Below are 23,774 nucleotides of genomic sequence, written 5' to 3' on the forward strand. Positions count from 1 at the left end.
GCAATGCTTGCGCCCCTGGGGCGCAAGCATTGCGCCCCTACATTGATCGCGCTACTCCGTTGATCTACGAACGAACGTTTTGGAGATTTTATTTTTTGGAGTTCCCTAAGTAAAGTTTGGCAACAAAAGTGAGCAACCGACTATCAATTCAAGTTAATATTCAGAGGGTTGCTATCAGACCGTCATCGTCCTCGGCACGAAGACTCGCAACGGGCCAGTTCTTTGCGATGGCAACGGGGAATGAAATCATCGACCTCACCGGGATGCTTTGCGTCAGGAAAGGGGATTTCCCACTGGATCCGTTAGCTCAATTAAAATTTTAGCATTTCTACTCTCTTTACTATGGGTGAAGCAAAACGTCGCAAGTCAAGGCTCGGAGATCAGTATGGCAAAGAGCCAAGAATCGTGCCCTGGTTGCCGATTACTAAAAGTCAATCAGAACAGTTTGTGAAGTGGACCGTCCAAGGAAGTTGGATCGGCATTGGTTTTTTGATTGTGACTTGGTTAACCGTTCGCTTCATTGGCCCTGCGATTGGTTGGTGGGAAGTGAACTAAATTGGCCTTTTCAACCTAATTCAGGGGCGATGTAACGCTGAATCTCATTACCAGTCGGCATCCCGGGATGCCGACTGGTATGGAGGCTAACGGGGTCCTTACCCCGCTTAGACAATCCGAGGATTGAGAATCTCTCAAACAATTTTCTAATCACTCTGATAAGAATTTCCTATTCTTATAGGCGATCGCCGTAGGCAAGCCAGCCTCTATACGGTTGAGGGAATTGGGGATCAATTTAGGCCAGCAAAAGGACTCCGGAAACCCCCGGAATTTCCCTGAATCTATGACTTATCCAAGGCTTAAGTGTTGTAACGGATACCTCCTCTGACGGATGAATCACGTTAACTTAGTGGCATCCCTCCCATTGGCCGTTTACAATTGAATTACCATTGGACAGGTGAAGCCCTAGATATTATATCGACTCCAGGAGGAGGTCAAATCTAAAAAAAACATTAAAAAGTTCTAAACTGTGGTGTGGTGATAGGAGAAAGTAAGTGTTTATCAGACTCGCCGAACAGCACCGACAATTTGTCAAGGATCTCGTGATGAACCTACAAGCCCTAGCGATCGTGCTAGAGCGTCGGGGTTACCTGGCATCTTGCTATACCTGCGGGGGGCAAATGAATAGCGCCTCCTTTATGGTGAGCCTAGGTGAAGATCACTTGATTCGGTTTTTGGTGTCGGACTATGGGATTACCTGGACAGAAATGCGCGACGATCGCGAATTAATGAAATTAGAGGGCGCAGAAGCGATCGCCCAGCTTCAGGAACTCGCCAACCTGGTCAAATGTCAAATGAAAGCCATTCCAGATCAGCCCGATCGGGCAGTGGAAGACGTAAATGAGCAGCTCGTGTAGCAACACGGGTTTGAGGCTCGCCCTTGAAGGGAACCCGATATCTCAATCTCCTGGGGGTCGATCAGGAGAACATCGGGTTTACGATAAGAGAGCGGGCTAATTTTTTTGGGGCGGAAAAATGTTACGCTGAAATAACAACGGAACGACAAACGCCACGGTAACGAGCGCTCCTGGAGTTCATCTGGCTTAACTTGGCGTTTCGCGATCCACACAGCCCGTTTGTAAAAAAAATATGACCGCCCTAGAAGCTACTTGGGAACATCATTATATTGAAACGAACCGGATCCGCCTGCACTGCGTGTCCCAAGGACAAGGGGAACTCGTTCTCCTGTTGCACGGATTTCCGGAATTTTGGTATTCCTGGCGCTATCAAATCCCGGCGCTTTCTCGATATTTTAAAGTAGTCGTCCCGGACCTGCGCGGCTATAACGATTCGGATAAACCAGACAGTGGCTACGATCTGGATACGTTAAGTGCAGATATCAAAGGTTTAATTGAAAGTTTAGGATATGTCAAGGCCCATATTGTGGGCCATGATTGGGGAGGGGCGATCGCCTGGCACCTCGCCGAACGCTTTCCCAATTGCCTGGATCGCTTGGCAATTTTGAATGCACCCCACCCTCAACAGTGGTTACAGGCGATGGGAAGCAATGTGGATCAACTCCGCCGCAGTTGGTATGTCCTGGCGTTTCAGGTTCCAGGAGTCCCGGAGTGGCTGATTCAGCAGAACTTAAAGGATTTTGTCAAAAAAGTGTTTCAGGAACAAGCGATCCGCAAAGGAGCCTTTACCTCGGAACTGACGAAGATTTATCAGGAAGCATTGGAAAAACCGGGAGTGCTCTCTTCGGCGATTAATTATTATCGACAACTGATGTCTCCCTTGAATTGGGTACAGAATTTGGGGCGATCGCCTCATTATGTTACGTCACCCACCCTCATATTGTGGGGGGAAGAAGATTCTTTTTTGAGCAATAAGTTAACCGATGGATTCGATCGCTTAATTAAAGCGCCGTTTCAACTCAAGTTGGTTCCCCACTGCGGTCATTGGATCCAGCAGGAAGTCCCCCATCTGGTCAATCGAGAATTACTCTCCTTCTTGCGCGCAACATCCCATCGGGGACGGTTGATTGGGAAGGAGGAAGAATGATGGGGAGGATGGGGAGGATGGGGGAGATGTTCAACATCCAGACTTCAGCCGTTCTCCTCTTTTGTTTGTAGTAACGACTTCAGTCGTTACCGCGTGACTTGGCCTACGGCCAAGTCACGCCCTCAGCTTACGCTCGTCCTCCAGTTCCGAACTTGGCGCTAGACCCTCGGATTGCTCGTGTGATAGCTTACGCCATCACACGAGAGCAACGACTGAAGTCGTTACTACAAACATGGACCCCATCTCCCCATGCACAGTTTCATCCCCCCTGAGCGTTTTTTTGCCTATCTAAGTTGGACGGATATTGCGGCGATGCCGGATAAAGGGAATGTTGTGGTGATTCAACCCTTGGGGGCGATCGAACAACATGGCCCTCATTTGCCTGTGATTGTTGATAGTGCGATTAGTATGGCGGTTTTAGGCAAAGCCTTGGAACAATTGAGTCCTGAAATTCCGGCCTATGCTTTGCCGCCCTTATATTATGGAAAATCTAATGAACATGGGAATTTTCCCGGGACGATTAGCTTAAGTATTCAGACCCTTCTGGCTACATTAATGGAGATTGGGGAGAGCCTTTATCGGGCAGGATTTAGAAAATTAATCTTCATGAATTCTCATGGGGGTCAACCGCAAGTGGTGGAAATTGCAGCTCAGGATTTAACGGTAAAGTATCCAGATTTGATGGTATTTCCCCTATTTACTTGGCGGGTTTCCAATGAGAGTAAAGCGCTCATTTCCGAAAAAGAGCGCAGACTGGCAATGCACGCTGGGGATGCAGAAACGAGCTTAATGTTAGCAGTTTTACCGGACTGGGTGAAGATGGAAAAGGCCGTAGAGGAATATCCTCCGGAACGTCCGGAAGGGAGTTTGTTAGGAACCAAAGGGCCATTAACTTTTGCCTGGTTAACCGAGCAAATTAGTAACAGTGGGGTGGTAGGGGATGGGACGGCAGCGACGAAACAGAAGGGCGATCGCATTTGGGAATCCTTAGCTCAGGGCTGGGTGCGCGTGATTCAAGAGGTGTATGAATTTCGCCGGGGATGAGGGCTTCATTCAGCCTGGGGGGTGAAGGGGGAAGTGAAACCCTCGTCCAATCCACCTAACTTGTGCTCAAAATCTCTAAAATCTGAATAGATTTGGCTACAGAAATCTCTCCTAAGCGCTTAACAACGCCCGTGGCCTTTTTATGGGTGGGCCACTGAGAGATTAACTAGAGTTTTAAAACCGCTTAACTTGAACAAAAAGTGATGTTCGACCGCACCTCTAAGGGTAGATTTGATGCGGGTCAGATGGCAGCCGATGAAACAATTAAAGACACCAAAGTTTTTCTATTGTTCCCTTCTTATAATTTTTAAAATAAAGATGGACAGTTGGCCCAGTATAAGTCAAAATCAATGGGCGGACTATTAGAGGAGAATTATGCGGATTTTGCTGGGTGGACTGGTAGCCAGCTTTGTATTATGGGCATTTCCAGTATGGGGACAAATTTCCGAGTCCCAAGTGGTGGCGCTGGTGGAAGCACTGCGCTTGGTTACGTCCAATTCATCAAGGAGGGATGATGGACTTGAGAGTGCCTGGAATATCAAACCGGCAAATATTAGAAGGTGGTCAAGGCTCTGTATTGGAGAGGAATTAACTCCGGAAGAATTTAATTTGGATCGGACGAAGGCGCAATATATTTTAGTCTGTGTGATGGAGGATGTGTTGCGCAATGAGTATCCCCTGAGTGGCGACGATGAAAACATTGCCGTGCGTCGTGCGGCAGCTTGGTGGGTGTCCGGTGATGCGAATTTGTACGATCGCGGTGAGTTTCGTCACTATACTCAGCAGGTCCTCGAACTCTATCAGAATCTTCGCGCCCAGCCTAGTGATTTTCTCCCCACTCGCAGTGCTAAAACCCTCAAAGCGAGCAACGGTTTCTGACCCGGATCGCCGTTCGCCCGAACTCCTCACACACTTACAAACGCGATCTGAAACAGAACCCCTGGGGGAAGAGGGTCCATATTTGTTCCGGCATCAAACAACACCAGTGAAAACTTAGCCCCTCAACCCCAATCTACAACGCTATGAACTGAGCACCCAACTCGGCAGACAGTTTAAAACTTCCTCTGTTTGGACTTCGACGGGTTGTTTGAGGGGAATGATGATGGCGAATTCTGTGCCTTCTGCGGGTTCGGAGAAACAGAGTAGCTGTCCCCCATGCTTTTCGACGACGATCTGATAACTAATCGATAATCCCAGTCCAGTCCCTTTACCCACAGGTTTGGTGGTAAAGAAGGGGTCAAAGAGTTGCTTTTGCAAGTTTTCTGGGATGCCGTACCCATTATCGCGAATCCGAATGATCACAAAGGAGGGATGCAGGATTGTTCCCGGGATCGCCGCACAAACCTCGGAGGGGTGGGGGGTGATGCAACCGCAGGATTTGAAACCAGAGTAGCGATCGCCAAGAGATAAATCCCTGACTTGCTCCCGATTTGGCTTTTCTAGGCCCCGGTGAGCGATCGCCCGTTTCCAGTCTCCCGTGATCAATTCGGTCCTAATCTCTATTTTCCCCCCTTTGTCCGGCCTTTCTTCCAATGCATCAATCGCATTACTCAGGATATTCATAAACACTTGATTCAGGGAAGAGGCATAGCATTCTATCTGGGGGAGATCCTGATATTCTTTGACAATTTCGATGGGAAATCCTGCTGAGGGAGACTTTAAGCGATGTTGTAAAATCAATAGGGTACTGTCAATCCCTTCATGAATATTCACAGGTTTCTTATGCGCTTCATCGAGTCGAGAAAAATTTCGCAGACTCTGGACAATTTCGTGAATCCGTTCCGTTCCCAGAAGCATGGAAGAGAGCAAACTTGGAAAATCTGACCGGATAAAGTCGAGTTCGATCGCTTCGCTTCGTTCGAGAATCGGCGCAGCAGGCTCCGGGTAATGCTCCTGATATAAATCAATCAGACTGAGCAATGCGTTGCTATATTCGTGAACATATTCCAGGTTACCATGAATAAAGTTAACGGGGTTATTCACTTCATGAGCAATCCCGGCGACCATCTGCCCAAGACCAGACATTTTTTCACTTTGAATCAGTTGGGTTTGAGTCTGTTGCAGTTCTTCCAGGGTGTATTGGAGTTGTTGGGCTTGGGCTTGAGCTTCTTGGGCCACAGTCTGACTGGTTTCATACATTTCAGCGTGTTCGATCGCGATCGCCAGTTGATTCGCCACCGCCTCCAACAGTTCCACCTCGCGATCGCTCCAAGGTCGAGTGTTCCCGCAACTTCCAGCGGCGATCGCTCCGATTTCCCCCGATCGCGTCTGGATCGGTAACGCCACAATCGACTTCAATCCTCCCTGCACACAAAACTCGCGCATTTTATAATCTCTAGCATTCTCCACCCGATCCACTCTCACCGTTTCTCGGTCAATCAACTGTCCCCCAAAAGACCCAATATCGTCAGCACAATAGTACCCTAACAAACTCGCACATTTCTCTGTGCGGGCTTCTTTCACCACTTCCCAGGCGGGAAGGGCGGCATGGGGGCGATACCACATAAAAAAGCAGCGATCGATATCCAAAAGACTGCGGATCTCGCTCACTGCCGCCTCTAAAATCGTATCCAAATCTAGGGAATAGCGAATCTGACTCGCTAACCGGAACAATAATGCCTCCCGGCGACTTTCTTCTAACTGCGATTCGTGGAGGATGGCATTTTCTAGGGCACAGGCAGCTTGAGACGCCAGCATGGTTAACAATTTCAAATCAAGCGCCGCATAACTGTCAGCTTCCACGTCACTGACTGAAATCGCACCAATGACGCGATCGTTCGTCTTCAGGGGCACCGCAATCAGAGATTTTACCGGAATTTCATCCGCAGCTTTTCTAGGGTCGCTCCTGACTTGGTTGACAATTTCTCCCACTCCCGAGGCAATCACTTGACCAACAATCCCCTCTCCCACCTTGAGTTTGGCCGGTTCCTCTCCCTCTTGTCCAAACTGCGCTAAAGTTTCAAGTTCTCCGGTACTCCCATTGAGCAATCGGATCGATCCCCTGCTGGACTTAATCAGCCTCTGGGCTTCATCCAGCACGACTTTAGCCACTTCCTTGACATCCAAGCAGGCGGTTAATTTTTGAGAAATATTGTACAGCAGGGTAATTTCTCGATATTTATCTAACGCTTCATGAGCCAGTTGCTTCTTCTCTTGCTCTTTTTTAGCCAAATAGGCCAGTAGATTCCCCACAGATTTGGCTTGCTCCCCTCCTCGGACCCACCCCAAGACTTCCCCAGATAGCTCAATCGGATAGCTTTCTGCGGACTCCTCGGTGGGGGGGCCTAGGAGGAGCTGTCCTTCTCCATCCCATATCGTGCAGCCTTGACACTGAATCGCGCTCAAAAGTGGGACCAAAATCTCTCTAACCTCTGACTTAACCAAAAGCCGCCTGAGATTAATTTTAAAAAGTTGAGTGCTTCCTTTCATCCGAGTTCCCTCTAGCTATCTAATTTTATAAAAGATTGGACTCTTAATTATTCTTTTGATCTATTTCCCTGGGAATTTAGTTCACAATCTAAAGAAAAATCTTTTTCCTACTCTAGCTTTCCTCTGCCCTTAAGGAAGCCCTCTATTTTTCGCGGATCCTGATGCTGGGCATTGTAGCTCGCTTTCGGTTCTGCGTCATTGGATATCTATCCATTAAACCTTCCATCTTGGCATCTACCATCAGGTAGAGATGTCTAATGAGTTGGTTCACCGCTAATCTCCCTAAAGTGCAGCAGGGGATTTTTTATGTTCTTTTTCGACATGGGAACACAGGGTTTTAAGGTTCTAACTTGAGAGTTAACTTTTTAATCAGATCACGCTTGAAAACCCCCAGTATTTTTTGAAATTTTAGCTCCCGATCGCCCCACTTTGCTCAGAAAACCCATTCTGATTGTGCTTATACAATAACGTGGGTTTCACAAAAGTGCCAAGGGTTGAATTACGGATATTTTTTTTTAAAAAATCAGTATTTATACTGAGGGGGTGAGGGAAGGGGATACGGAGATTTATGGACGAAAGAAACCTTAAAGGTAAATGGAATGAGGATTTTTCAAATAGAAATCGATAGAGGGTGAGGATAAACCCGTTAAGATAGGAGGGGCCTGGGCAGATTGTTTTATACAAATTAAGATAAAATGGGCCAAGGGTTAACAATAAACAGGCTCAATCCCATGAACAAACAATATAAAAAATTTCAAATTCGGTCCTGGCAACCGGGCGATCGCACCGCTGCAGCAGCAGTTATTGAGTCCGTTTTAGCAGAATATGGCCTAGGTTGGGACCCACTGGAGGCCGATCGCGATGTTTTAGAAGTTGAAACAGCCTATCACGATACTGGCGGTGAGTTTTGGATTATAGCACAATCTGATAAAATTGTGGGGACCGCCGGATATTATCCCGTCCCACGCGGCAACAATGGCGTAGAAATTCGCAAAATGTACCTGTTACCGGAGGTGCGAGGTCAAGGTTTAGGAAGATTTATCCTCAAACAACTCGAAGATGCGATCGCCCAGGGCAATTTCTCGGAAATCTGGATAGAAACCGCCAGCGTGCTCACGGAAGCAGTGCAACTTTATGAACGCAACGGCTATCAACCGGCAACCGGCGTGGAAACGGCTAGGTGCGATCGCATCTATGTCAAGCGCCTTCAGGCATAACGCAAAGCGGGAAACGATTTGCTCACACTGGCCTTGGTTAACGCCGGTTGGATGCGATCGCTCGCCATTCTCGCCCCGGATAAATTCCGCGCCACCGGACCCACCTGCAACGCCGCCAAAGCGCCCATAATAAACAATTCACAACCGGGCCAGCGTAAATGCTCATCCAGGACCGGCAACCCCTTGACAATCGGAACCGGATGTGCTATCAGTAGTTTATCAAATAATGGCTCAGTCCTTACATCGACCTTTGTCCCCGTCGCCAACCAAATGCGATCGCAGGTATAATTTGTCCCATCATTGCAAACAATCTGCCATTCTCCCGAGTTCCAAACCGCCCGCACCACCTGACATTCCTCCTGAATCGTCAAGTTGCCATTGCGACTTTCTCGGCGCAAGCGCGTCCCCACCTCCGGAGTCATTGACCCCCCATTCCGCCCCTGTTGGATCAACTGCCAACGCCGACCCCAGTCTGATTCTGCCGTAAATCCCTTCAAATATTTAGGACCCAACCAACCGGGTTCGGCATCAAACAATTTTTCTTGGAGTCGCCGCTTGATCATCAAGGTAACCTTGGCCCCCCGGGATATGGCCCCAGTTGCCAGATGTCCACTGGTTAACCCGCCACCAATAATTAAGATGCGATCGCCCGTTAACTGCAACTGCCGTAAATCCACAGACTGGGAATGACAGAGGCGATCGCCGGGGTAGTCCGTCTCAATCTGTTGCACCCAGTCCGGAATAAAGGGCCTACCCCCTCCAGTTGCCATCACCACTCGTCGCGCCATCACTGGAGAGTCCCCCTGTCTCTCTAACCGAAATCCCCGGGAACCCGATAACGGTTCTATTCCCGTCACTTTCGCCGGAATCACCGCATTTTCAAGGTGCCACCGGGCGATCGTCTCTTGGCAAAACTCCTCAAACAGTTTCGTCCCCGGCAAATCGTAAGGGGGGAATAACTCCTCGGACCGATTTTGGGCAAACCGTCGCAAACTATAGGGGTCTGGGTCCGGATGATGCACTGCGGGACTCCGCAAATGGGGAATCTCCTGGGCGGCAAATTGCTGGGACCACTGATTTAACCAGCGCCCACTGGGGTCAAACACCACAAATTTACCCCGCATTTCCTTGCGTTTTTGCAGCAAATGAGTCGCCAAGGTGAGGGCATGGGGTCCCGCGCCCACGATCGCAATGTCAATTTTCTCAAGTCTGGATCCGGTCCCGGTATTCATCAGTTGAAAATTATAATCAGAATCATTCTCATTATAATTTAGACCGAGAAGACGGGTGCGATCGCCGCAATTTTTGCTTGAGGTTGAGCACCGAAGCAGCAAAATGGGGTTGGGTCAAAATGCCACTCTTGGGACTAAACAAAAACGCCAACAAAAATAAGAGCACCACCACTAAGGCGATCGCCGGACCCGAAGGCACATTCCAGTAATAGCTGGCATACATCCCCAACATACAAGAAATAGACCCAATTACGGCCCCGCCAATCATCATTTCATGTAACTCTTTTCCGAACAGATAAACCGTTAAACTGGGACCAATAGAGAGGGCCATAACTAACAGCACCCCCACCGCCTGCATGGTGGCGATCGCTGTCAAAGCAATTGCAGCAATTAACCCAAAATAAATCCAATTCACTGGCAATCCACTCGCCTTTGCTCCCCAGGGGTCAAAAGTGTAAAAGAGCAACTCCTTATAAAATAATTTCGTAAACACTAAAACAGTCAGAGTAATCGCCAAAGTATGCCATAAATCCCCCGGAGCCACCCCTAAAATATTTCCGAACAAAATATGATGAAGGTCAAGCTGTTTCGTGCCTAACCCTTCAATTAATGAAACCCCTAATGCTAAAAATCCCGACATCACTAAAGCCATTGCAGCATCGGCATTGACTCGGGATTGAGAGCAAATCCAGCCCACCCCTAAAGCACTCAGGGTTCCGGCAATAAACGCCCCAATGGATAAATCGAGTCCCAAAAAAAAGGCAATGGATAAACCGGGAACGACAGAATGGGCAATTACATCCCCCATCATTCCCATCTGCTGAACAATTAAAAAAGACCCCACCACGGCACTCAGAATTCCTAGCAAAATGCCAATCATCAGGGCATTTCGCATAAACTCAAAACTTAGGGGTTCGATGAGCCAATTAATCACAACAGTTCCTCACGCCGATACGAATGCTAAGGGAGTTTGATAGGCTTGGTGGAGATTGCTTTGGGTTAAAACCTCTTGAGGCGCGCCTTGGGCCACAATTTGCTTATTTAATAAAATGATTTGGTCATAGTTTCCCACAGATTTCCCTAAGTCATGACCAATCGCCAGCAAGGTTTTACCTTGAGCTTTCTGCTCGGAAAATACCGTAAACATAATCTCTTCTGTGGGCTGATCAACGCCGGTAAAAGGTTCATCAAATAACAGTAAATCCGCTTCTTGCGCCAAGGCACGGGCTAAAAATACTCGCTGTTGCTGTCCCCCGGAAAGTTCGCCGATTTGAGTCTGGTGATAATCGGATAATCCTACCCGCTCAAGCGCTGATTGGACAATGACTCGCGACTGCCGGGAAGGGTCCCGAAACCAGCCGGTTTGGGCCGTGCGCCCCATCATCACCACATTCCACACCGAAATTGGATAATGCCAGTCAATTTGGCTCCTTTGGGGAATATAAGCGACTCGGGACAATTGCTTTCTCAGGGGTTGCGATCGCAACTGCACCCGCCCACTCTCAGCGGGAATCAAGCCCAACATCGCCTTAATCAGGGTACTTTTTCCGGCCCCATTAGGCCCCATCAACCCCACCAACTGACCCGGGGCGATCGCAAAACTCACCCCCTCTAAAACCCTGATATTCCGGTAGCTGACGGCCAAATTTTCAACTTCGAGCATCACTGAGTTGCCAAAATAAAAATGAGAATGATTATTATTATAGTACACTAGACAGCAAACCCCGATTGCTCCTAATACGGAATCCGGTTGTTAAAGGTCTATGAAAACCCCGCAGGCTAAAGCCTGGGGCTACACGGACAAAGCCCGCCTGCGCGGGCTAAAAGCGAAAACCTACTTTTACCAACCGGATTTGGTATAAGTCCCGAGTCCCTGGTCGTTCCAATTGTTCGTAGTAACGACTTCAGTCGTACTCCCCCGTTCGTAGTAACGACTTCAGTCGTTCCGATGTGTCGTTCTTGTCATCAACCCCATTAAAGACCATGTTCAATCGCATCAACGGAAAAATTCAACGCCTGTGCAGTACAACCCTGACTACTGCAATCCTGGGATTAACAGGATGGGCGATCGCCTTATCGGTCAATCCTCTCACCCAAGCCCAGGAAAAGCCCAGAGTGGTAGCCAGTTATAGCGTGTTGTGCGACTTGGCCGAACAAATCGCCCGCGATCGCATCGCCCTCACTTGCTTGATTGAGGGAGGTCAAGACCCTCACACCTATCAACCGAGACCCCAGGACCTGCGAGCCATTGAGACTGCCCAACTCATCTTATATGGAGGGTATGACTTTGAACCGGCGATCGTCCAATTAGTCCAAAATACTCGCAATTCTGCACCTAAAATCGCCATTCACGAGATAGCCGTTCCGAATCCCCTCCTCGGGGAAGATGATCGCGATCACGGGCACAGTCATGGGGACCATGAGGTTGCCGACCCTCATGTTTGGCATGATGTTCGTAATGGGATTCGCATGGCGGAGGCGATCGGCAATTCTCTCAAGCAAATCGACCCAGGAAGTGCCGACTTTTACCGCCAAAATATCAACAATCTTCGTGCAGAATTAGAACAACTTCATACCTGGATTCAGGCCCAAGTTGCCACGATTCCCTCAAACAAAAGGGTCTTAGTCACCACTCACGATGCCCTGGGTTACTATGCTCAAGCTTATAACTTTAGGGTCGCTGAAGCTCTCATGGGAGTCAGTACCAGCGAACAACCCAATGCGGCTCGATTTCGAGAATTAGTCCAATTAATTCGTACCGAGGGAGTGCCAACTGTTTTTGTTGAAGTCACCTCCAATGACCGGGTAATGAATAATTTAGCCCGAGAAGCGAATGTTCAGATTTCCCCCCAGGCGCTGATGGCTGATGGGCTCGGTCCAAGAGGCAGTAACACCGGGACTTATGTGCAGATGATGACCTCAAATACCTGCATTATTGTCACGGGCTTAGGCGGTCAATGCAACCCATTTTCTCAATGATTTTCCTCGTGAGGCGGCTCTGCCGCGTCACGAGGAATTCCCAGAAAATCATGTTTTAATTGGAGTCAAAAAATGGTAATGAATGTTGTTGAAAACTTAGGAAAATTTGACCCTTTAGAAGGGGAAACAATTCAGGGACAAGAAAGCTCAATGGCAGTTCGTCCCCGTCGTCTGCGTCGTACTGCAGCTTTACGCCGGATGGTTCGAGAAAACCAGATTACGGTCAATGATCTGATTTATCCCCTATTCGTCATGGAAGGAGAAGGGCAGAAAATCGAAATTCCTTCTATGCCGGACTGCTTCCGCTATTCCCTGGATTTGTTATTAAAAGAAGTGGCGGAAGTCTGGAGTCTGGGAATCAATGCGATCGCCCTGTTTCCCGTGGTTCCTGAAAGCAAAAAAGATGCCACAGGCACGGAAAGTTACAATCCCGATGGACTGGTTCAGCGCACAATCAAAGCCATCAAAAAAGCAGTTCCCGAAATGTTGGTAATTACCGATGTTGCCCTTGACCCTTATTCCATTTACGGCCATGATGGAATTGTGGATGACCAAGGTAAAATTCTCAATGACCCCACGGTAGAAGTCTTGGTCAAACAAGCCCTCTCCCAAGCGGAAGCCGGGGCCGATTTGGTCGCGCCTTCAGATATGATGGATGGACGAATTGGTGCAATTCGCCAAGGGTTAGATGCGGCAGGATATTTTTATGTGGGAATTCTCGCCTATTCTGCTAAATATGCCTCAGCTTATTACGGTCCTTTTCGCGATGCTTTGGATTCTGCTCCTAAATTTGGAGATAAGAAAACCTATCAAATGGATGCAGCTAATAGTCGGGAGGCATTGAAAGAAGTCAAACTCGATATTGCAGAAGGGGCGGATATGGTGATGGTTAAACCAGCTTTGGCTTATTTAGACATTATTTGTCAAGTCAAATCGGCCACTCATTTACCTGTAGTCGCCTACAATGTCAGTGGGGAATATGCCATGATTAAAGCAGCGGCACAACAAGGTTGGATTGATGAGAAATCGGTGATGCTGGAAACCTTGGTGAGCATGAAACGAGCCGGTGCTGATTTGATTTTGACCTATTTCGCGAAACAAGTCGCTGAGATATTGCAGGCGGGTTAACAGGGATTTGGGATCGGTTCCGACAAATGACAGGGAGGAGAACCTTGTCATTTGTCTCAGTTCCCCCTAAAATGAGAATGATTATTATTGTAAATCTAGGGGAAATCTGCAATGGTAGCTGCAACGGAACAGGATAGAGTCCCAGTGACGGTGCTAACCGGGTACTTGGGGAGTGGCAAAACGACTCTACTCAACCGGATTTTGACCGAAGAACATGGCAAAAAAGTCGCTGTGATTGTCAACGAGTTCGGAGAGGTGGGAATTGATAACCAGTTGGTTATCGACGCCGATGAAGAAATCTTTGAGATGAATAACGGCTGTATCTGTTGTACAGTGAGGGGAGATTTGATTCGGATTATTGGCAATTTGATGAAGCGGCGCAATAAATTCGACCATATTGCGATCGAAACCACGGGACTGGCAGACCCCGCGCCGGTGATTCAGACGTTCTTTGTGGATGAGGATATCCAGTCGAAGTTATTGCTAGATGCGGTGGTGACGGTGGTGGATGCCAAGCATATTTTGCAGCATTGGGAAGCAAGTGAGGCGCAGGAGCAAATTGCCTTTGCTGATGTGATTTTGCTGAACAAGATAGACTTAGTGAGTGAGGCGGAGTTAGATGAGCTAGAAAAGCGGATTCGGGGAATGAATGCGATCGCCAAGATTCACCGCACCCAGGATGCAGCCGTGGAAATGGATGCACTGCTCGGTGTGAGAGCCTTTGACTTAAGTCGAGCGATGGAAATTGACCCCAATTTCTTAACCGAAGATGCTCACGAGCATGATGAAACCGTGACCTCGATCGCCTTAGTAGAACCGGGTGCTGTAGATAACGACAAGGTGAATGAATGGCTCGGGGAACTGTTGCGAACCCAAGGAACCGATATCTTTAGAATGAAGGGAATTCTCAACATTGCTGGGGAAAGCAATCGGTTTGTGTTTCAGGGGGTTCATATGTTATTTGATGGCAATCGGGACCGCCCCTGGAAATCCACAGAAACTCCCAAAAATGAGCTAGTGTTTATTGGGCGCAATCTCAATGAAGCAGAGTTAAAAGCGGGGTTTAAACGGTGTTTGGTCTAGGAGAATCGGGCAGAAAAAAATTGGGTAAAGCTGTTCTCCCCTGGCAAAAACACTGGCAGGGAATGCTTGCGGATTATGTGACATCTCTCCAGTGGTCTGCGGATGGCAGCACCTTAGCAGCCGCTTCCGCAGCCGGGGAGGTGGTGCTGTGGCAGGATAAAGCCGCAGAAAAACTCCACTATTTGGAACCGGATTCAGAAGAGTCTATTGATGTTCTATCGTTCTCGTCGGACAGTCAATTTTTAGCGGCCAGTGGGTCAGCCGGTGCGGTGAAAATTTGGCAGTTGTCCGGACAAAAAGCGGAGGTGATTGCGACTTTAAAAAGCGAACGGGCTTGGATTGATAAACTGGCCTGGAGTCCGACGGAAAATTTGTTAGCTTATAGCCCGGAGAAACAAGTTTGCCTGTGGGATTTGGAGACCAAAGAAACAGTAATAACCTTGGATTTTGACCAATCTAGTGTGTTAGCCTTGGCATGGCATCCCTCGGGTGAATATCTGGCAGTTGCGGGAAACCAAGGGGTGAAAATTTGGGATGCTAGGGATTGGCAAGAGGACCCGTATTGTTTAGAGATTCCTTCAGTATCCGTAGCAGTCGCCTGGTCCCCAGAGGGTCAGTATTTGGCGGCAGGAAACATGGATAGTAGCTTAGTGGTGGTGGATATCAAAAATCCCCATCCCTGGGTGATGCGCGGGTTTTATGGCAAAGTGAGACAACTGGCTTGGTGCGATCGCCCGACGGTGTTAGGGACGCCATTATTAGCAGCTTGCCATGCCGAATCCATTGCCGTCTGGGAAAAACAGTTCGGACCGAATGCGGGATGGGATGCCTGGGAATTAGAGGGACATTCCGCACTTGTTCAGGCGATCGGCTTTCAACCCAATACCTTTCACCTCGCCTCTGCTGCGGAAGATGGTCAACTTTATATCTGGCGCGATGCCGAACAAGTCTGGCAACTCCTAGAGGGTGCACCGGATGGATTTTCCACCCTAGCATTACATCCTCAAGGCAAGGCGATCGCCGCAGCCGGTGTAAGCGGCGAGTTAATCATCTGGTTCAAATCCACTGCTGGAAAAGGATTTAGTCCCTAGTTAACTCCAGGGATTTCTCGACTTTGACTGTCTCTTAATTCCAAGAAAATCACGGTGATGACAGATCCCTTACCCGAAAAACTTGCTCGAATTGTCCAACGTTTTCAGCAACATTCTGCCGTTAAAAAGCGATATGAACAGCTTTTATGGTATGCCAAACGGCTTCCGCCTTTTCCCGAAGCGGGAAAAGTTCCAGAGAACAAAGTTCCCGGCTGTGTTTCCCAAGTCTATGTTACGGCAATCCTAGAGGATGGAATGGTATTTTTCCAGGGAGATTCTGATGCTCAAATCGTCAAAGGCTTACTGGGCTTGTTGATTGAAGGGTTAAGCGGGCTTTCTCCCGAAACCATTATCAGATTATCTCCCGAATTCATTCAAGACACAGGTTTAAACGTGAATCTAACCCCTTCTCGGGCTAACGGATTTTACAATATTTTTCAAACCCTGAAAAATAAGGCCAGCCTGTATGTGATTCCCGAAAATTAAAGCGTCTTATTTGCGTTTTGTCTGTGGCGCTAAGTCCTGAGTTACCTTTCCTATCAATTTTCACCCCAATTAAACCCATGAAAACAACACCCAGCCCAATCCCTGAGTTAGATTTACCCAAACGAGGAATGCCCGTGACGATTATTACGGGCTTTTTGGGCAGTGGTAAAACTACCCTGCTCAATCAAATCCTCAAGAATAAGCAGGATTTAAAAGTGGCGGTTCTCGTCAATGAGTTTGGGGATATTAATATTGATTCCCAGCTTTTGGTTTCCCTGGATCAGGATATGGTGGAGTTGAGCAATGGCTGTATCTGCTGCACGATTAATGATGGCTTAGTGGATGCTGTTTACCGCATCCTAGAACGGCAAGAAAAAATTGATTATTTGGTGATAGAAACCACGGGCATTGCCGACCCTTTGCCGATTATTCTCACTTTTGTGGGGACTGAGTTAAGAGACCTAACTCGACTGGATTCGGTCTTAACTTTGGTGGATACTTCCACCTTTACTCCAGACCATTTTGACAGTGAAGCGGCTTTAAAACAAGTGGCCTTTGCGGATATTGTTCTGCTGAACAAAACCGATTTAACTCCCCCTGAACAGGTAGAAGAGTTAGAATCCTACATTCGCACGGTGAAAGTAGGGGCGAGAATGCTGCGATCGCAATATGGAGAAGTACCATTACCCTTGATTTTAGATGTGGCATTGACCGATGCGGCAGCCTATCAAGAATATGACTCAGAGGAACAGAACCATGAGCATCATGAACATGAACATCATGACCATGAGCATCATGAACATGAACATCATCATCATCATTCTGAACATTTACAAAATGATGGGTTTGTCTCGGTGTCTTTTGAAAGCGATCGCCCCTTTGCCGTCAAGAAATTTGAAAGCTTTTTAACGGAAAAAGTCTCAACCTCTGTATTTCGAGCCAAAGGCATTTTATGGTTTGCAGAAAGTGAAGCCCGCCATGTCTTTCAACTGAGCGGCCCTCGCTACGATTTGAACCAAGAAGATTGGCTAGAACCTCCCAAAAATCAACTTGTTTTAATCGGACGCAATTTAGATCCAGCCAAACTCAAAGCCCAGTTAACCGCTTGCTTGGTTTAAACCCAGCTTTTTCAATAAATTGACAACTCCCCCAAATTTCATTCTTCAGTTTGTAGTAACGACTTCAGTCGTTCCTTAAATTCTGAGGGAAGATTCAACCGAATTTCATTCCTCAGTTTGTAGTAACGACTTCAGTCGTTCCTTAAATTATGAGGGGAGATTCACCCATCTCCCCTCATTCCATATCCCTATCTTCAACCAGATTGAGCGCGCTATACTAAAAAGATAGTCTGAACATCAGGCCAAATCTTGGAGGGAATCTATGACAGAAAGCCTGGACCCCTATATTGTCCCACCTCCCTTTCCCGAGCATACACAATTACCCGAGTCGGACGGTACATTTGTTCATAACTTTTATGCCCATCCCCAAAGCATTCTCCTCACCGATTCGATTGGGCCGGTATTGGAACGGATCCATCCGGATGGAGAATATGCGATCGGACAAGACTGCGGCATTTACTGGCGAGAAACTGAACCCCCAGAACAAGGCGCAGAGGCACCGGATTGGTTTTACGTTCCCAATGTTCCGCCCAACTTAGACGGTGAAATTCGCCGGTCCTATGTGTATTGGAGAGAATATGTCTCACCCTTAATTGCTCTGGAATTTGCCTCGGGGACTGGGGAGGAAGAACGCGATCGCACCCCACTGAACAGAAGCACAGATGCACCCCGACAAAAACCGGGTAAGTTTTGGGTGTATGAAAAAATAATCAAAATTCCTTACTATGGAATTTATGAGATCAAAACTGGAAATTTAGAGGTTTACAACTTAAGCAACGGGTATGATTACCAAAAACTAGAACCGAATGAGCGGGGACATTATCCTATCTCCCTATTAGGCATAGAATTGGGACTGTGGCAAGGCAGTTACCAAAATCAAACTCAACTCTGGTTAAGGTGGTGGGATGAAGAAGGAAATCTGTTGCTGACTGGAGCAGAACGCGCCGAACTTGCACAGCAACGAGAAGAATCTGAACGCCAACGAGCCGATCGCGCCGAGCGTTCCCAACGAGAATCTATCCCCCGTTTGTTAGGCATGGGTTTGACTCCAGAACAGGTGGCGGAAGCCATGAATTTGACCGTAGAACAAGTCAGGGAAATGAGTTAAAATTAAATCATTTCATCCGCAAATCGAGAGTGCGCCTCATTCAAAAAAAGCGCATTCTTTTCTGTGTTTAATAGATAAGACTTCTTGCAAAATACCTTAGAGATCCCCCCAACCCCCCTTAATAAGGGGGGCTTTTTAGAATTTTGCAAGAGGTCTATAATATCAACCCCGGTGGATTAACCCAAAAAAACTATTCCTTCCTCTTCTCCCCCTGCCCTTTTAGGGAAGGGGGTTGGGGGGTTAGGTCAGCGTTCCTAATCGAGCAAACCTGATATAATACCCAACAACAAATGACATAAGACAAATGACAAATGACAAATGACACCCGACAAATAACCAAACAAGAGTACCTGTGGAACTACGACAACCAGGCGATCGCCGTTGCCTATGAAACCGTAGGACAGGGGATGCCTCTGTTATTACTGCCCGCTTTCAGTACCGTGTCCAGTCGCGATGAGATGCGGGGGATGGCGGAACGGTTGTGCGATCGCTTTGAAGTCGTGGCATTGGATTGGCCCGGTTTTGGAGAGTCCGATCGCCCCGGGGTACAATATGGACCAGAATTTTACCATCAGTTTCTGGCGGATTTCGTGAGTTCTGTCTTCCCAAGACCCGTCGCCATTGTGGCGGCAGGACATGGGGCCGGATATGCCATGAAACTGGCGAACACCCACCCCGAAAGGGTTTCCAAGGTGGTGTTAGTCGCTCCTACTTGGCTGGGACCCCTGCGGATTATGGGAGTACCGGAACCTGTGCGAGGTTTTGTGAGGGATACTGTGCGAACTCCAGGCATTGGTGAGTTTCTTTATGAGTTGAATACTCATCCGGCGTTTCTGGAATTTATGTATAAACAGCACGTTTTTGTGGATCCGGCGAAGTTGACCCCGGAATTTATTGCTCAAAAGCGTGACAGTACCCAACACCCTGGCGGCAGATTTGCCCCAGTGGCCTTTGTGACGGGGACTCTGGACCCGGCAGGCGATCGCCAGGAAATATTAGCCCAATTTCAACCCTTACCTGTTCCGGTGAAGGTGATTATTGGCACCTTGTCCCCCTCCGGTTCCCAGTCGGTGATGGAGGCAGTCGCCCAATTGCCTGGGGTGGAATCGGCGCGGGTGGCCGGTTCCCTGGGAATGCATGAAGAATTTCCGGAGGCGGTGGTGGAGGCAGTCGCTGACTTTTTATAATCTTGGGCTGTTTGCGATGGACCCGACACCATTATAGAGTCGGGTCTATACTACCTGATTCTGTACCGCTTCATTTAATCTTGCTACTTGCCAAAAATTTTTATGATCCGCTCCGTTTTGTTTTATGATTAATCCTTGATATTCCAGGTTGGGGTCACAAAACCCATTTCCCTGCTGCTAATTTCGACGCCTATAACCTAGGATTGACCTGGGTTTGACTGGATTTAACTCTCAACAAGGTTAAATAATGTTACAAGAATTTTTTTCAGTATTAAAACCGTGGTATAAAAGATAACGAGGAAGTGGAGTTCCACTTCAACAACCCCGATATTGTGTAAGTCGGTGCATTTTGTCAAAGATGGAGCGTAAAGAGATGCTAGAATGCAGTCTAGGAGCTTAAATCAAGCGGAAGTGGCTACCTAACGATCCGTCCAAAGGATGGACAGCCAGCTACTGATTTGTTGTTTCAGATACAGCGTTTATTTTTTAAATGAGAATAAGGTAGGATTTTCCTATCTCGTTATTAATAAAAATTCTCAATAGATAGAGGTAGACCATGAAAGGACTCGGGATGTTGCACAAGGCACAGGGATATCGGAATCCAAAAGATACCTGGTTTAGTTATTTTGGGGCGGCGACTCAACCCCACCAAACCGAGGAGATTTCTCCGCCTTGCAATCCCAAAGATGGAACGGGGGATAGTCCTTTATCCCTGGCCCAAGCGGGCGATCGCCTGCGAGTGATTCAGATCAATGGGGGGAATTCCTTGAAAACCTCTCTGGCAGAAATGGGCGTGAGAGAGGGGACAGAATTGGTTGTCATCGATCGCAGCGCCAGCGGATCGGCGATTGTGATAATCGGGGATCAACAGATTGGGGTAGGGGCTGGTATGACCCAAAAGATCCAGTGTATTCAGGCCACCCCAGGCTCCCCAGAGGGCCAGAAACCCCGCCCCCGGAGTAACACCCGGTTGCGAGAGATTGCGATCGGTGCCAAAGGGCGAATTCTTGGCTATGAATCCACAAACCGTAGCTATAAGCGCCGACTGCTTTCGATGGGATTAACCCCAGGAACCGAGTTTAAAATTATTCGCCACGCACCCCTAGGCGACCCGACGGAAATCAAGGTACGCGGATTTAGCCTGACCCTGCGGAAAGACGAAGCGGATGCACTCTGTATAGAAAAGGTAGACCGATGAAACACCCGATTATTGGCCTGTTAGGGAACCCGAACTGCGGGAAAACTTGTCTGTTCAATGCTTTGACCGGATCGAACCAGCGTGTCGGCAACTGGCCGGGAGTCACGGTGGATCGCAAAGATGGTACTTATCGTCAGGGGAATCGTGAGATTACCGTGGTGGATCTGCCCGGGGTCTATTGCCTGGATGCGGAAGATGATGAAACGGGACTGGATGAACTGGTGGCCCGGGATTATCTGTTGTCCGGGGAAGCAACGGCGATCGTTAATATTGTAGATGCCTCGAATTTAGAGCGCAATCTCTATCTGACAACGCAATTAATCGAGATGCGTCTGCCGATGGCGATCGCCTTGAATATGATGGATGTGGCGAAAGAACGGGGATTTAACATTGACCCGATGCTGCTGTCGGAACGATTAGGCTGTCCCGTGATACCGATTGTGGCGACCAAAAAGGAAGGGTTGAGTGCCTTGCAAGAGGCGATCGCCCAACAACTAGACCGTCCCACCCTGCCTCAAGCTTACGTCCCCTATCCGGCGATTCTGGAACAAGCCTTTCTGGAGATTGAAACCGCGATCGCCGACCGAAAAATCACCGTTGCACCGCGATGGGCCGCCCTCAAACTGTTGGAATATGACGATCGCGGCGCATCGGTTTCCACAGATACCGAACTGGACCGGATCATTGTCACCCACCGGCGCAAAATTCATCAGGTTCTGGAAGAAGACCTCGATATTATTATTGCCGACAGTCGGTATAGTTACATTCACCAAATTACCCAAGGGGTCACCGAACGCCAGGGAGAAGTGAGTGCAAGTATTACCGAAAAACTCGATCGCATTGTCCTGGATCGCTGGTTAGGGATTCCCATCTTTTTAGGAGTGATGTATCTGATGTTCTTGTTTACCATCAACATCAGCAGCGCCTTTATCGACTTTTTTGATATTCTTACGGGCGCTATCTTCGTGGACGGATTGGGCCGATTCCTGGCCAATATTGGTACTCCCGGATGGTTGGTGGCCCTGCTTGCAGATGGTGCAGGGGGCGGGATTCAAACCGTTTCCACCTTTATTCCGGTGATTGGATTCCTGTTTTTGTTCCTGTCGCTTTTGGAAGATTCTGGGTATATGGCCCGGGCCGCTTTTGTCATGGATCGGTTCATGCGGTTTGTGGGACTGCCGGGGAAATCCTTTGTGCCGATGTTGGTGGGATTTGGCTGTAATGTGCCGGGGATTATGTCCAGTCGCACCTTGGAAAATCCGCGCGATCGCCTCCTCACCATTGCCATGAATCCCTTTATGTCCTGTGGGGCGCGGTTACCCGTTTATGCCTTATTTGCCGCTGCCTTTTTCCCCGTCGCCGGTCAAAATATTGTGTTCGGGTTATATATCATTGGCATACTCGCGGCAGTGGTGACCGGGTTAGTGTTGAAACAGACCCTGTTGCCGGGAAAACCCTCCACCTTTGTCATGGAACTCCCTCCCTATCACCTTCCCAGCTTGCGCGGGGTGATGATTCATACCTGGGACCGTCTCCAAGGGTTTATCTTAAAAGCGGGTCAAATTATCATTATTATGGTGATGGTCCTCGGGTTGTTAAATTCCGTAGGGGTTGACGGGTCCTTTGGTAACCAAGATAGCGATCGCTCAATTTTGAGTGTCACCAGTCAAGCGATTACCCCAGTCCTCTCCCCGATGGGAATCCATCGCGAGAATTGGCCCGCCACCGTGGGAATTTTTACCGGAGTGTTTGCCAAAGAGGCGTTAGTGGGGACATTGGATTCCCTGTATAGTAACCTGGCGCAACAACGGGGGACTGGGCAGGATGAAGCAGGGGAAGAGGAATTTAACTTATGGGGACAAGTTCGAGAAGCGTTTGCCTCCATTCCGGCCAATTTATCGGAAGTTCCGGCAGCGTTACTCGACCCCCTGGGTTTAAATATCCAAGACTCCTTAGAATCTGACGACATAGCGGCAGAGACGGGAGTTGTCGCCGGTACTTTTGGCGAAATGAATGCTCGCTTTACAGGACAAGCGAGTGCCTTTGCTTATCTGTTGTTCGTCCTCTTATATGCCCCCTGCGTGTCTGCCATTGCTGCGATTCATCGGGAAACCAGTATGCGATGGACCTTGTTTGTAGCATTCTGGACGACAGGGTTGGCTTATGGTAGTGCGGTGATGTTCTATCAAGTGGCAACTTTCTCACAACACGCGATCGCCTCCTTCTTCTGGATTGTAGGGGTAGTGCTATTTGCTGTGACCAGTTTTGTCTTGATGAAACTCTCCCGACCCGTTTTGCCGGTTAAGGGATGAAGGCGATCGGCAGCAGAAATAGCCGGATGAGCGAGGGTTTAGGATTCAGGTCAATCGGTTTATATCCTCCCTTAATTCTAACCCATTCGCTCCCGTCTTTAAAAGTAGGCGTTCTCTCTTCTGGAGGAGGCAAGAAAAATGATATTAACGGAAATTCAAACCTATTTATCCCAACAGGGTCAAGCCTCCCTGGGACAACTGGAACAGCATTTTCATGTTAATTCCCATGCCTTGAGTCCCATGTTGGAAAAACTGATTCGGAAAGGGCGGGTGCAAAAAATAGCATCCTCTAATCGTTGTGGCAGTTGTGGCAGTTGCGGCCCAGAAACCCTGATTATTTATTACTGGGTAAAAGGCGACTCTCCAACTACTGAAACCCTCTCTCCCGCTTGTCCTGATTCCCGATAGAGGAATTATTGAGAGGGTTTGTCAAGGGGACATGACAAACCCTCTCAATTAACTCCTAGACCCCAGGGACAAGAAACCGGGTTTCTGACCTAGATTGGGTGCGAATTGCCACAGATGGGGTAAAGAAACCCGGTTTCTAACCATTGCTGTATCACCCAAACTAGACCCCAGGGACAAGAAACCGGGTTTCTGACC

The 23,774-nt window shown here is 48.3% G+C and carries 21 protein-coding genes; 17 read left to right on the forward strand and 4 right to left on the reverse strand.

The window, feature by feature from the left end:
• Positions 1 to 342 precede the first annotated feature (342 nt).
• The 5 genes from NG833_RS15470 (at position 343) to NG833_RS15490 (ending at position 4,482) form a co-directional block, all read left to right on the forward strand.
• Positions 343 to 555 (forward strand): DUF2839 domain-containing protein, encoded by a 213-nt coding sequence (locus NG833_RS15470; protein WP_254566183.1) that lies wholly within the window; start codon positions 343 to 345, stop codon positions 553 to 555.
• A gap of 494 nt (positions 556 to 1,049) precedes the next feature.
• Positions 1,050 to 1,412 carry a DUF1815 family protein gene (locus NG833_RS15475; RefSeq protein WP_254566184.1) on the forward strand — a complete coding sequence of 121 codons (363 nt, stop codon included), beginning with the start codon at positions 1,050 to 1,052 and terminating at the stop codon, positions 1,410 to 1,412.
• A gap of 232 nt (positions 1,413 to 1,644) precedes the next feature.
• The gene (locus NG833_RS15480; protein ID WP_254566185.1) at positions 1,645 to 2,559 is read left to right on the forward strand and encodes an alpha/beta fold hydrolase; all 915 of its coding nucleotides are present in this window, start codon (positions 1,645 to 1,647) and stop codon (positions 2,557 to 2,559) included.
• 249 nt (positions 2,560 to 2,808) lie between these two features.
• Entirely contained in the window at positions 2,809 to 3,603 is a 795-nt protein-coding gene (locus NG833_RS15485; protein ID WP_254566186.1) for a creatininase family protein, read from the forward strand.
• Between the two features lie 375 nt (positions 3,604 to 3,978).
• Positions 3,979 to 4,482, forward strand: a complete 504-nt coding sequence (locus tag NG833_RS15490) for a hypothetical protein (protein WP_254566187.1) — start codon at positions 3,979 to 3,981, stop codon at positions 4,480 to 4,482.
• Between the two features lie 141 nt (positions 4,483 to 4,623).
• Here the strand turns inward: NG833_RS15490 and NG833_RS30975 are convergent, their stop codons facing one another.
• A complete protein-coding gene (locus tag NG833_RS30975; protein ID WP_375293915.1) occupies positions 4,624 to 6,948 on the reverse strand; it encodes a GAF domain-containing protein in 2,325 nt (774 codons plus the stop codon).
• An 815-nt stretch (positions 6,949 to 7,763) separates the two neighbouring features.
• Here NG833_RS30975 and NG833_RS15505 point away from each other — a divergent pair.
• On the forward strand, positions 7,764 to 8,249 hold the full coding sequence (locus tag NG833_RS15505; RefSeq protein WP_254566188.1) for a GNAT family N-acetyltransferase: 486 nt from the start codon (positions 7,764 to 7,766) through the stop codon (positions 8,247 to 8,249).
• Here NG833_RS15505 and NG833_RS15510 read toward each other — a convergent pair.
• The 3 genes from NG833_RS15510 to NG833_RS15520 are packed head-to-tail and all read right to left on the reverse strand — an operon-like array spanning position 8,240 to position 11,144.
• The gene (locus NG833_RS15510; RefSeq protein ID WP_254566189.1) at positions 8,240 to 9,481 is read right to left on the reverse strand and encodes an FAD/NAD(P)-binding protein; all 1,242 of its coding nucleotides are present in this window, start codon (positions 9,479 to 9,481) and stop codon (positions 8,240 to 8,242) included. The genes NG833_RS15505 and NG833_RS15510 overlap by 10 nt on opposite strands.
• A gap of 31 nt (positions 9,482 to 9,512) precedes the next feature.
• Positions 9,513 to 10,415, reverse strand: coding sequence for a metal ABC transporter permease (locus tag NG833_RS15515; RefSeq protein WP_254566190.1), 903 nt, complete (start codon positions 10,413 to 10,415; stop codon positions 9,513 to 9,515).
• Between the two features lie 9 nt (positions 10,416 to 10,424).
• A complete protein-coding gene (locus tag NG833_RS15520; RefSeq protein ID WP_254566191.1) occupies positions 10,425 to 11,144 on the reverse strand; it encodes a metal ABC transporter ATP-binding protein in 720 nt (239 codons plus the stop codon).
• Positions 11,145 to 11,464: 320 nt separating this feature from the next.
• On the opposite strand from NG833_RS15520, the gene NG833_RS15525 reads away from it, so the two are divergent.
• From NG833_RS15525 to NG833_RS15575, 11 genes are all read left to right on the forward strand, one after another.
• Entirely contained in the window at positions 11,465 to 12,460 is a 996-nt protein-coding gene (locus NG833_RS15525) for a metal ABC transporter solute-binding protein, Zn/Mn family (RefSeq protein WP_254566192.1), read from the forward strand.
• 150 nt (positions 12,461 to 12,610) lie between these two features.
• Positions 12,611 to 13,588 (forward strand): porphobilinogen synthase, encoded by a 978-nt coding sequence (gene hemB, locus NG833_RS15530; protein ID WP_254566203.1) that lies wholly within the window; start codon positions 12,611 to 12,613, stop codon positions 13,586 to 13,588.
• Positions 13,589 to 13,699: 111 nt separating this feature from the next.
• Positions 13,700 to 14,671 (forward strand): GTP-binding protein, encoded by a 972-nt coding sequence (locus NG833_RS15535; protein ID WP_254566193.1) that lies wholly within the window; start codon positions 13,700 to 13,702, stop codon positions 14,669 to 14,671.
• Positions 14,672 to 14,691: 20 nt separating this feature from the next.
• On the forward strand, positions 14,692 to 15,762 hold the full coding sequence (locus NG833_RS15540; RefSeq protein ID WP_254566194.1) for a WD40 repeat domain-containing protein: 1,071 nt from the start codon (positions 14,692 to 14,694) through the stop codon (positions 15,760 to 15,762).
• Positions 15,763 to 15,819: 57 nt separating this feature from the next.
• Positions 15,820 to 16,248, forward strand: coding sequence for a SufE family protein (locus NG833_RS15545; protein WP_254566195.1), 429 nt, complete (start codon positions 15,820 to 15,822; stop codon positions 16,246 to 16,248).
• A 77-nt stretch (positions 16,249 to 16,325) separates the two neighbouring features.
• Entirely contained in the window at positions 16,326 to 17,366 is a 1,041-nt protein-coding gene (locus NG833_RS15550) for a GTP-binding protein (RefSeq protein ID WP_254566196.1), read from the forward strand.
• Positions 17,367 to 17,628: 262 nt separating this feature from the next.
• The gene (locus NG833_RS15555; protein WP_254566197.1) at positions 17,629 to 18,474 is read left to right on the forward strand and encodes a Uma2 family endonuclease; all 846 of its coding nucleotides are present in this window, start codon (positions 17,629 to 17,631) and stop codon (positions 18,472 to 18,474) included.
• Between the two features lie 311 nt (positions 18,475 to 18,785).
• Positions 18,786 to 19,661 (forward strand): alpha/beta fold hydrolase, encoded by an 876-nt coding sequence (locus NG833_RS15560; RefSeq protein WP_254566198.1) that lies wholly within the window; start codon positions 18,786 to 18,788, stop codon positions 19,659 to 19,661.
• A 556-nt stretch (positions 19,662 to 20,217) separates the two neighbouring features.
• Positions 20,218 to 20,859 (forward strand): FeoA family protein, encoded by a 642-nt coding sequence (locus NG833_RS15565; protein WP_254566199.1) that lies wholly within the window; start codon positions 20,218 to 20,220, stop codon positions 20,857 to 20,859.
• Positions 20,856 to 23,171 carry a Fe(2+) transporter permease subunit FeoB gene (feoB, locus tag NG833_RS15570; protein WP_254566200.1) on the forward strand — a complete coding sequence of 772 codons (2,316 nt, stop codon included), beginning with the start codon at positions 20,856 to 20,858 and terminating at the stop codon, positions 23,169 to 23,171. The genes NG833_RS15565 and feoB overlap by 4 nt, the downstream gene beginning before the upstream one ends.
• A gap of 138 nt (positions 23,172 to 23,309) precedes the next feature.
• The gene (locus tag NG833_RS15575; protein ID WP_254566201.1) at positions 23,310 to 23,579 is read left to right on the forward strand and encodes a FeoC-like transcriptional regulator; all 270 of its coding nucleotides are present in this window, start codon (positions 23,310 to 23,312) and stop codon (positions 23,577 to 23,579) included.
• Positions 23,580 to 23,774 lie beyond the last annotated feature (195 nt).

It is taken from the genome of Oscillatoria sp. HE19RPO, assembly GCF_024220515.1.
GTDB lineage: Bacteria > Cyanobacteriota > Cyanobacteriia > Cyanobacteriales > Laspinemataceae > Laspinema.

Excerpts from the sequence above, each read along its gene's own strand:
- NG833_RS15535 (WP_254566193.1), top strand. The coding sequence starts at position 13,700 with ATGGTAGCTGCAACGGAACAGGATAGAGTCCCAGTGACGGTGCTAACC.
- NG833_RS15545 (WP_254566195.1), top strand. The coding sequence starts at position 15,820 with ATGACAGATCCCTTACCCGAAAAACTTGCTCGAATTGTCCAACGTTTT.
- NG833_RS15525 (WP_254566192.1), top strand. The coding sequence starts at position 11,465 with ATGTTCAATCGCATCAACGGAAAAATTCAACGCCTGTGCAGTACAACC.
- NG833_RS15560 (WP_254566198.1), top strand. The coding sequence starts at position 18,786 with ATGACAAATGACACCCGACAAATAACCAAACAAGAGTACCTGTGGAAC.
- hemB (WP_254566203.1), top strand. The coding sequence starts at position 12,611 with ATGGCAGTTCGTCCCCGTCGTCTGCGTCGTACTGCAGCTTTACGCCGG.
- feoB (WP_254566200.1), top strand. The coding sequence starts at position 20,856 with ATGAAACACCCGATTATTGGCCTGTTAGGGAACCCGAACTGCGGGAAA.
- NG833_RS15565 (WP_254566199.1), top strand. The coding sequence starts at position 20,218 with ATGAAAGGACTCGGGATGTTGCACAAGGCACAGGGATATCGGAATCCA.
- NG833_RS15490 (WP_254566187.1), top strand. The coding sequence starts at position 3,979 with ATGCGGATTTTGCTGGGTGGACTGGTAGCCAGCTTTGTATTATGGGCA.
- NG833_RS15510 (WP_254566189.1), bottom strand. The coding sequence starts at position 9,481 with ATGAATACCGGGACCGGATCCAGACTTGAGAAAATTGACATTGCGATC.
- NG833_RS15555 (WP_254566197.1), top strand. The coding sequence starts at position 17,629 with ATGACAGAAAGCCTGGACCCCTATATTGTCCCACCTCCCTTTCCCGAG.
- NG833_RS15485 (WP_254566186.1), top strand. The coding sequence starts at position 2,809 with ATGCACAGTTTCATCCCCCCTGAGCGTTTTTTTGCCTATCTAAGTTGG.
- NG833_RS15575 (WP_254566201.1), top strand. The coding sequence starts at position 23,310 with ATGATATTAACGGAAATTCAAACCTATTTATCCCAACAGGGTCAAGCC.
- NG833_RS15505 (WP_254566188.1), top strand. The coding sequence starts at position 7,764 with ATGAACAAACAATATAAAAAATTTCAAATTCGGTCCTGGCAACCGGGC.
- NG833_RS15520 (WP_254566191.1), bottom strand. The coding sequence starts at position 11,144 with ATGCTCGAAGTTGAAAATTTGGCCGTCAGCTACCGGAATATCAGGGTT.
- NG833_RS15470 (WP_254566183.1), top strand. The coding sequence starts at position 343 with ATGGGTGAAGCAAAACGTCGCAAGTCAAGGCTCGGAGATCAGTATGGC.
- NG833_RS15550 (WP_254566196.1), top strand. The coding sequence starts at position 16,326 with ATGAAAACAACACCCAGCCCAATCCCTGAGTTAGATTTACCCAAACGA.
- NG833_RS15480 (WP_254566185.1), top strand. The coding sequence starts at position 1,645 with ATGACCGCCCTAGAAGCTACTTGGGAACATCATTATATTGAAACGAAC.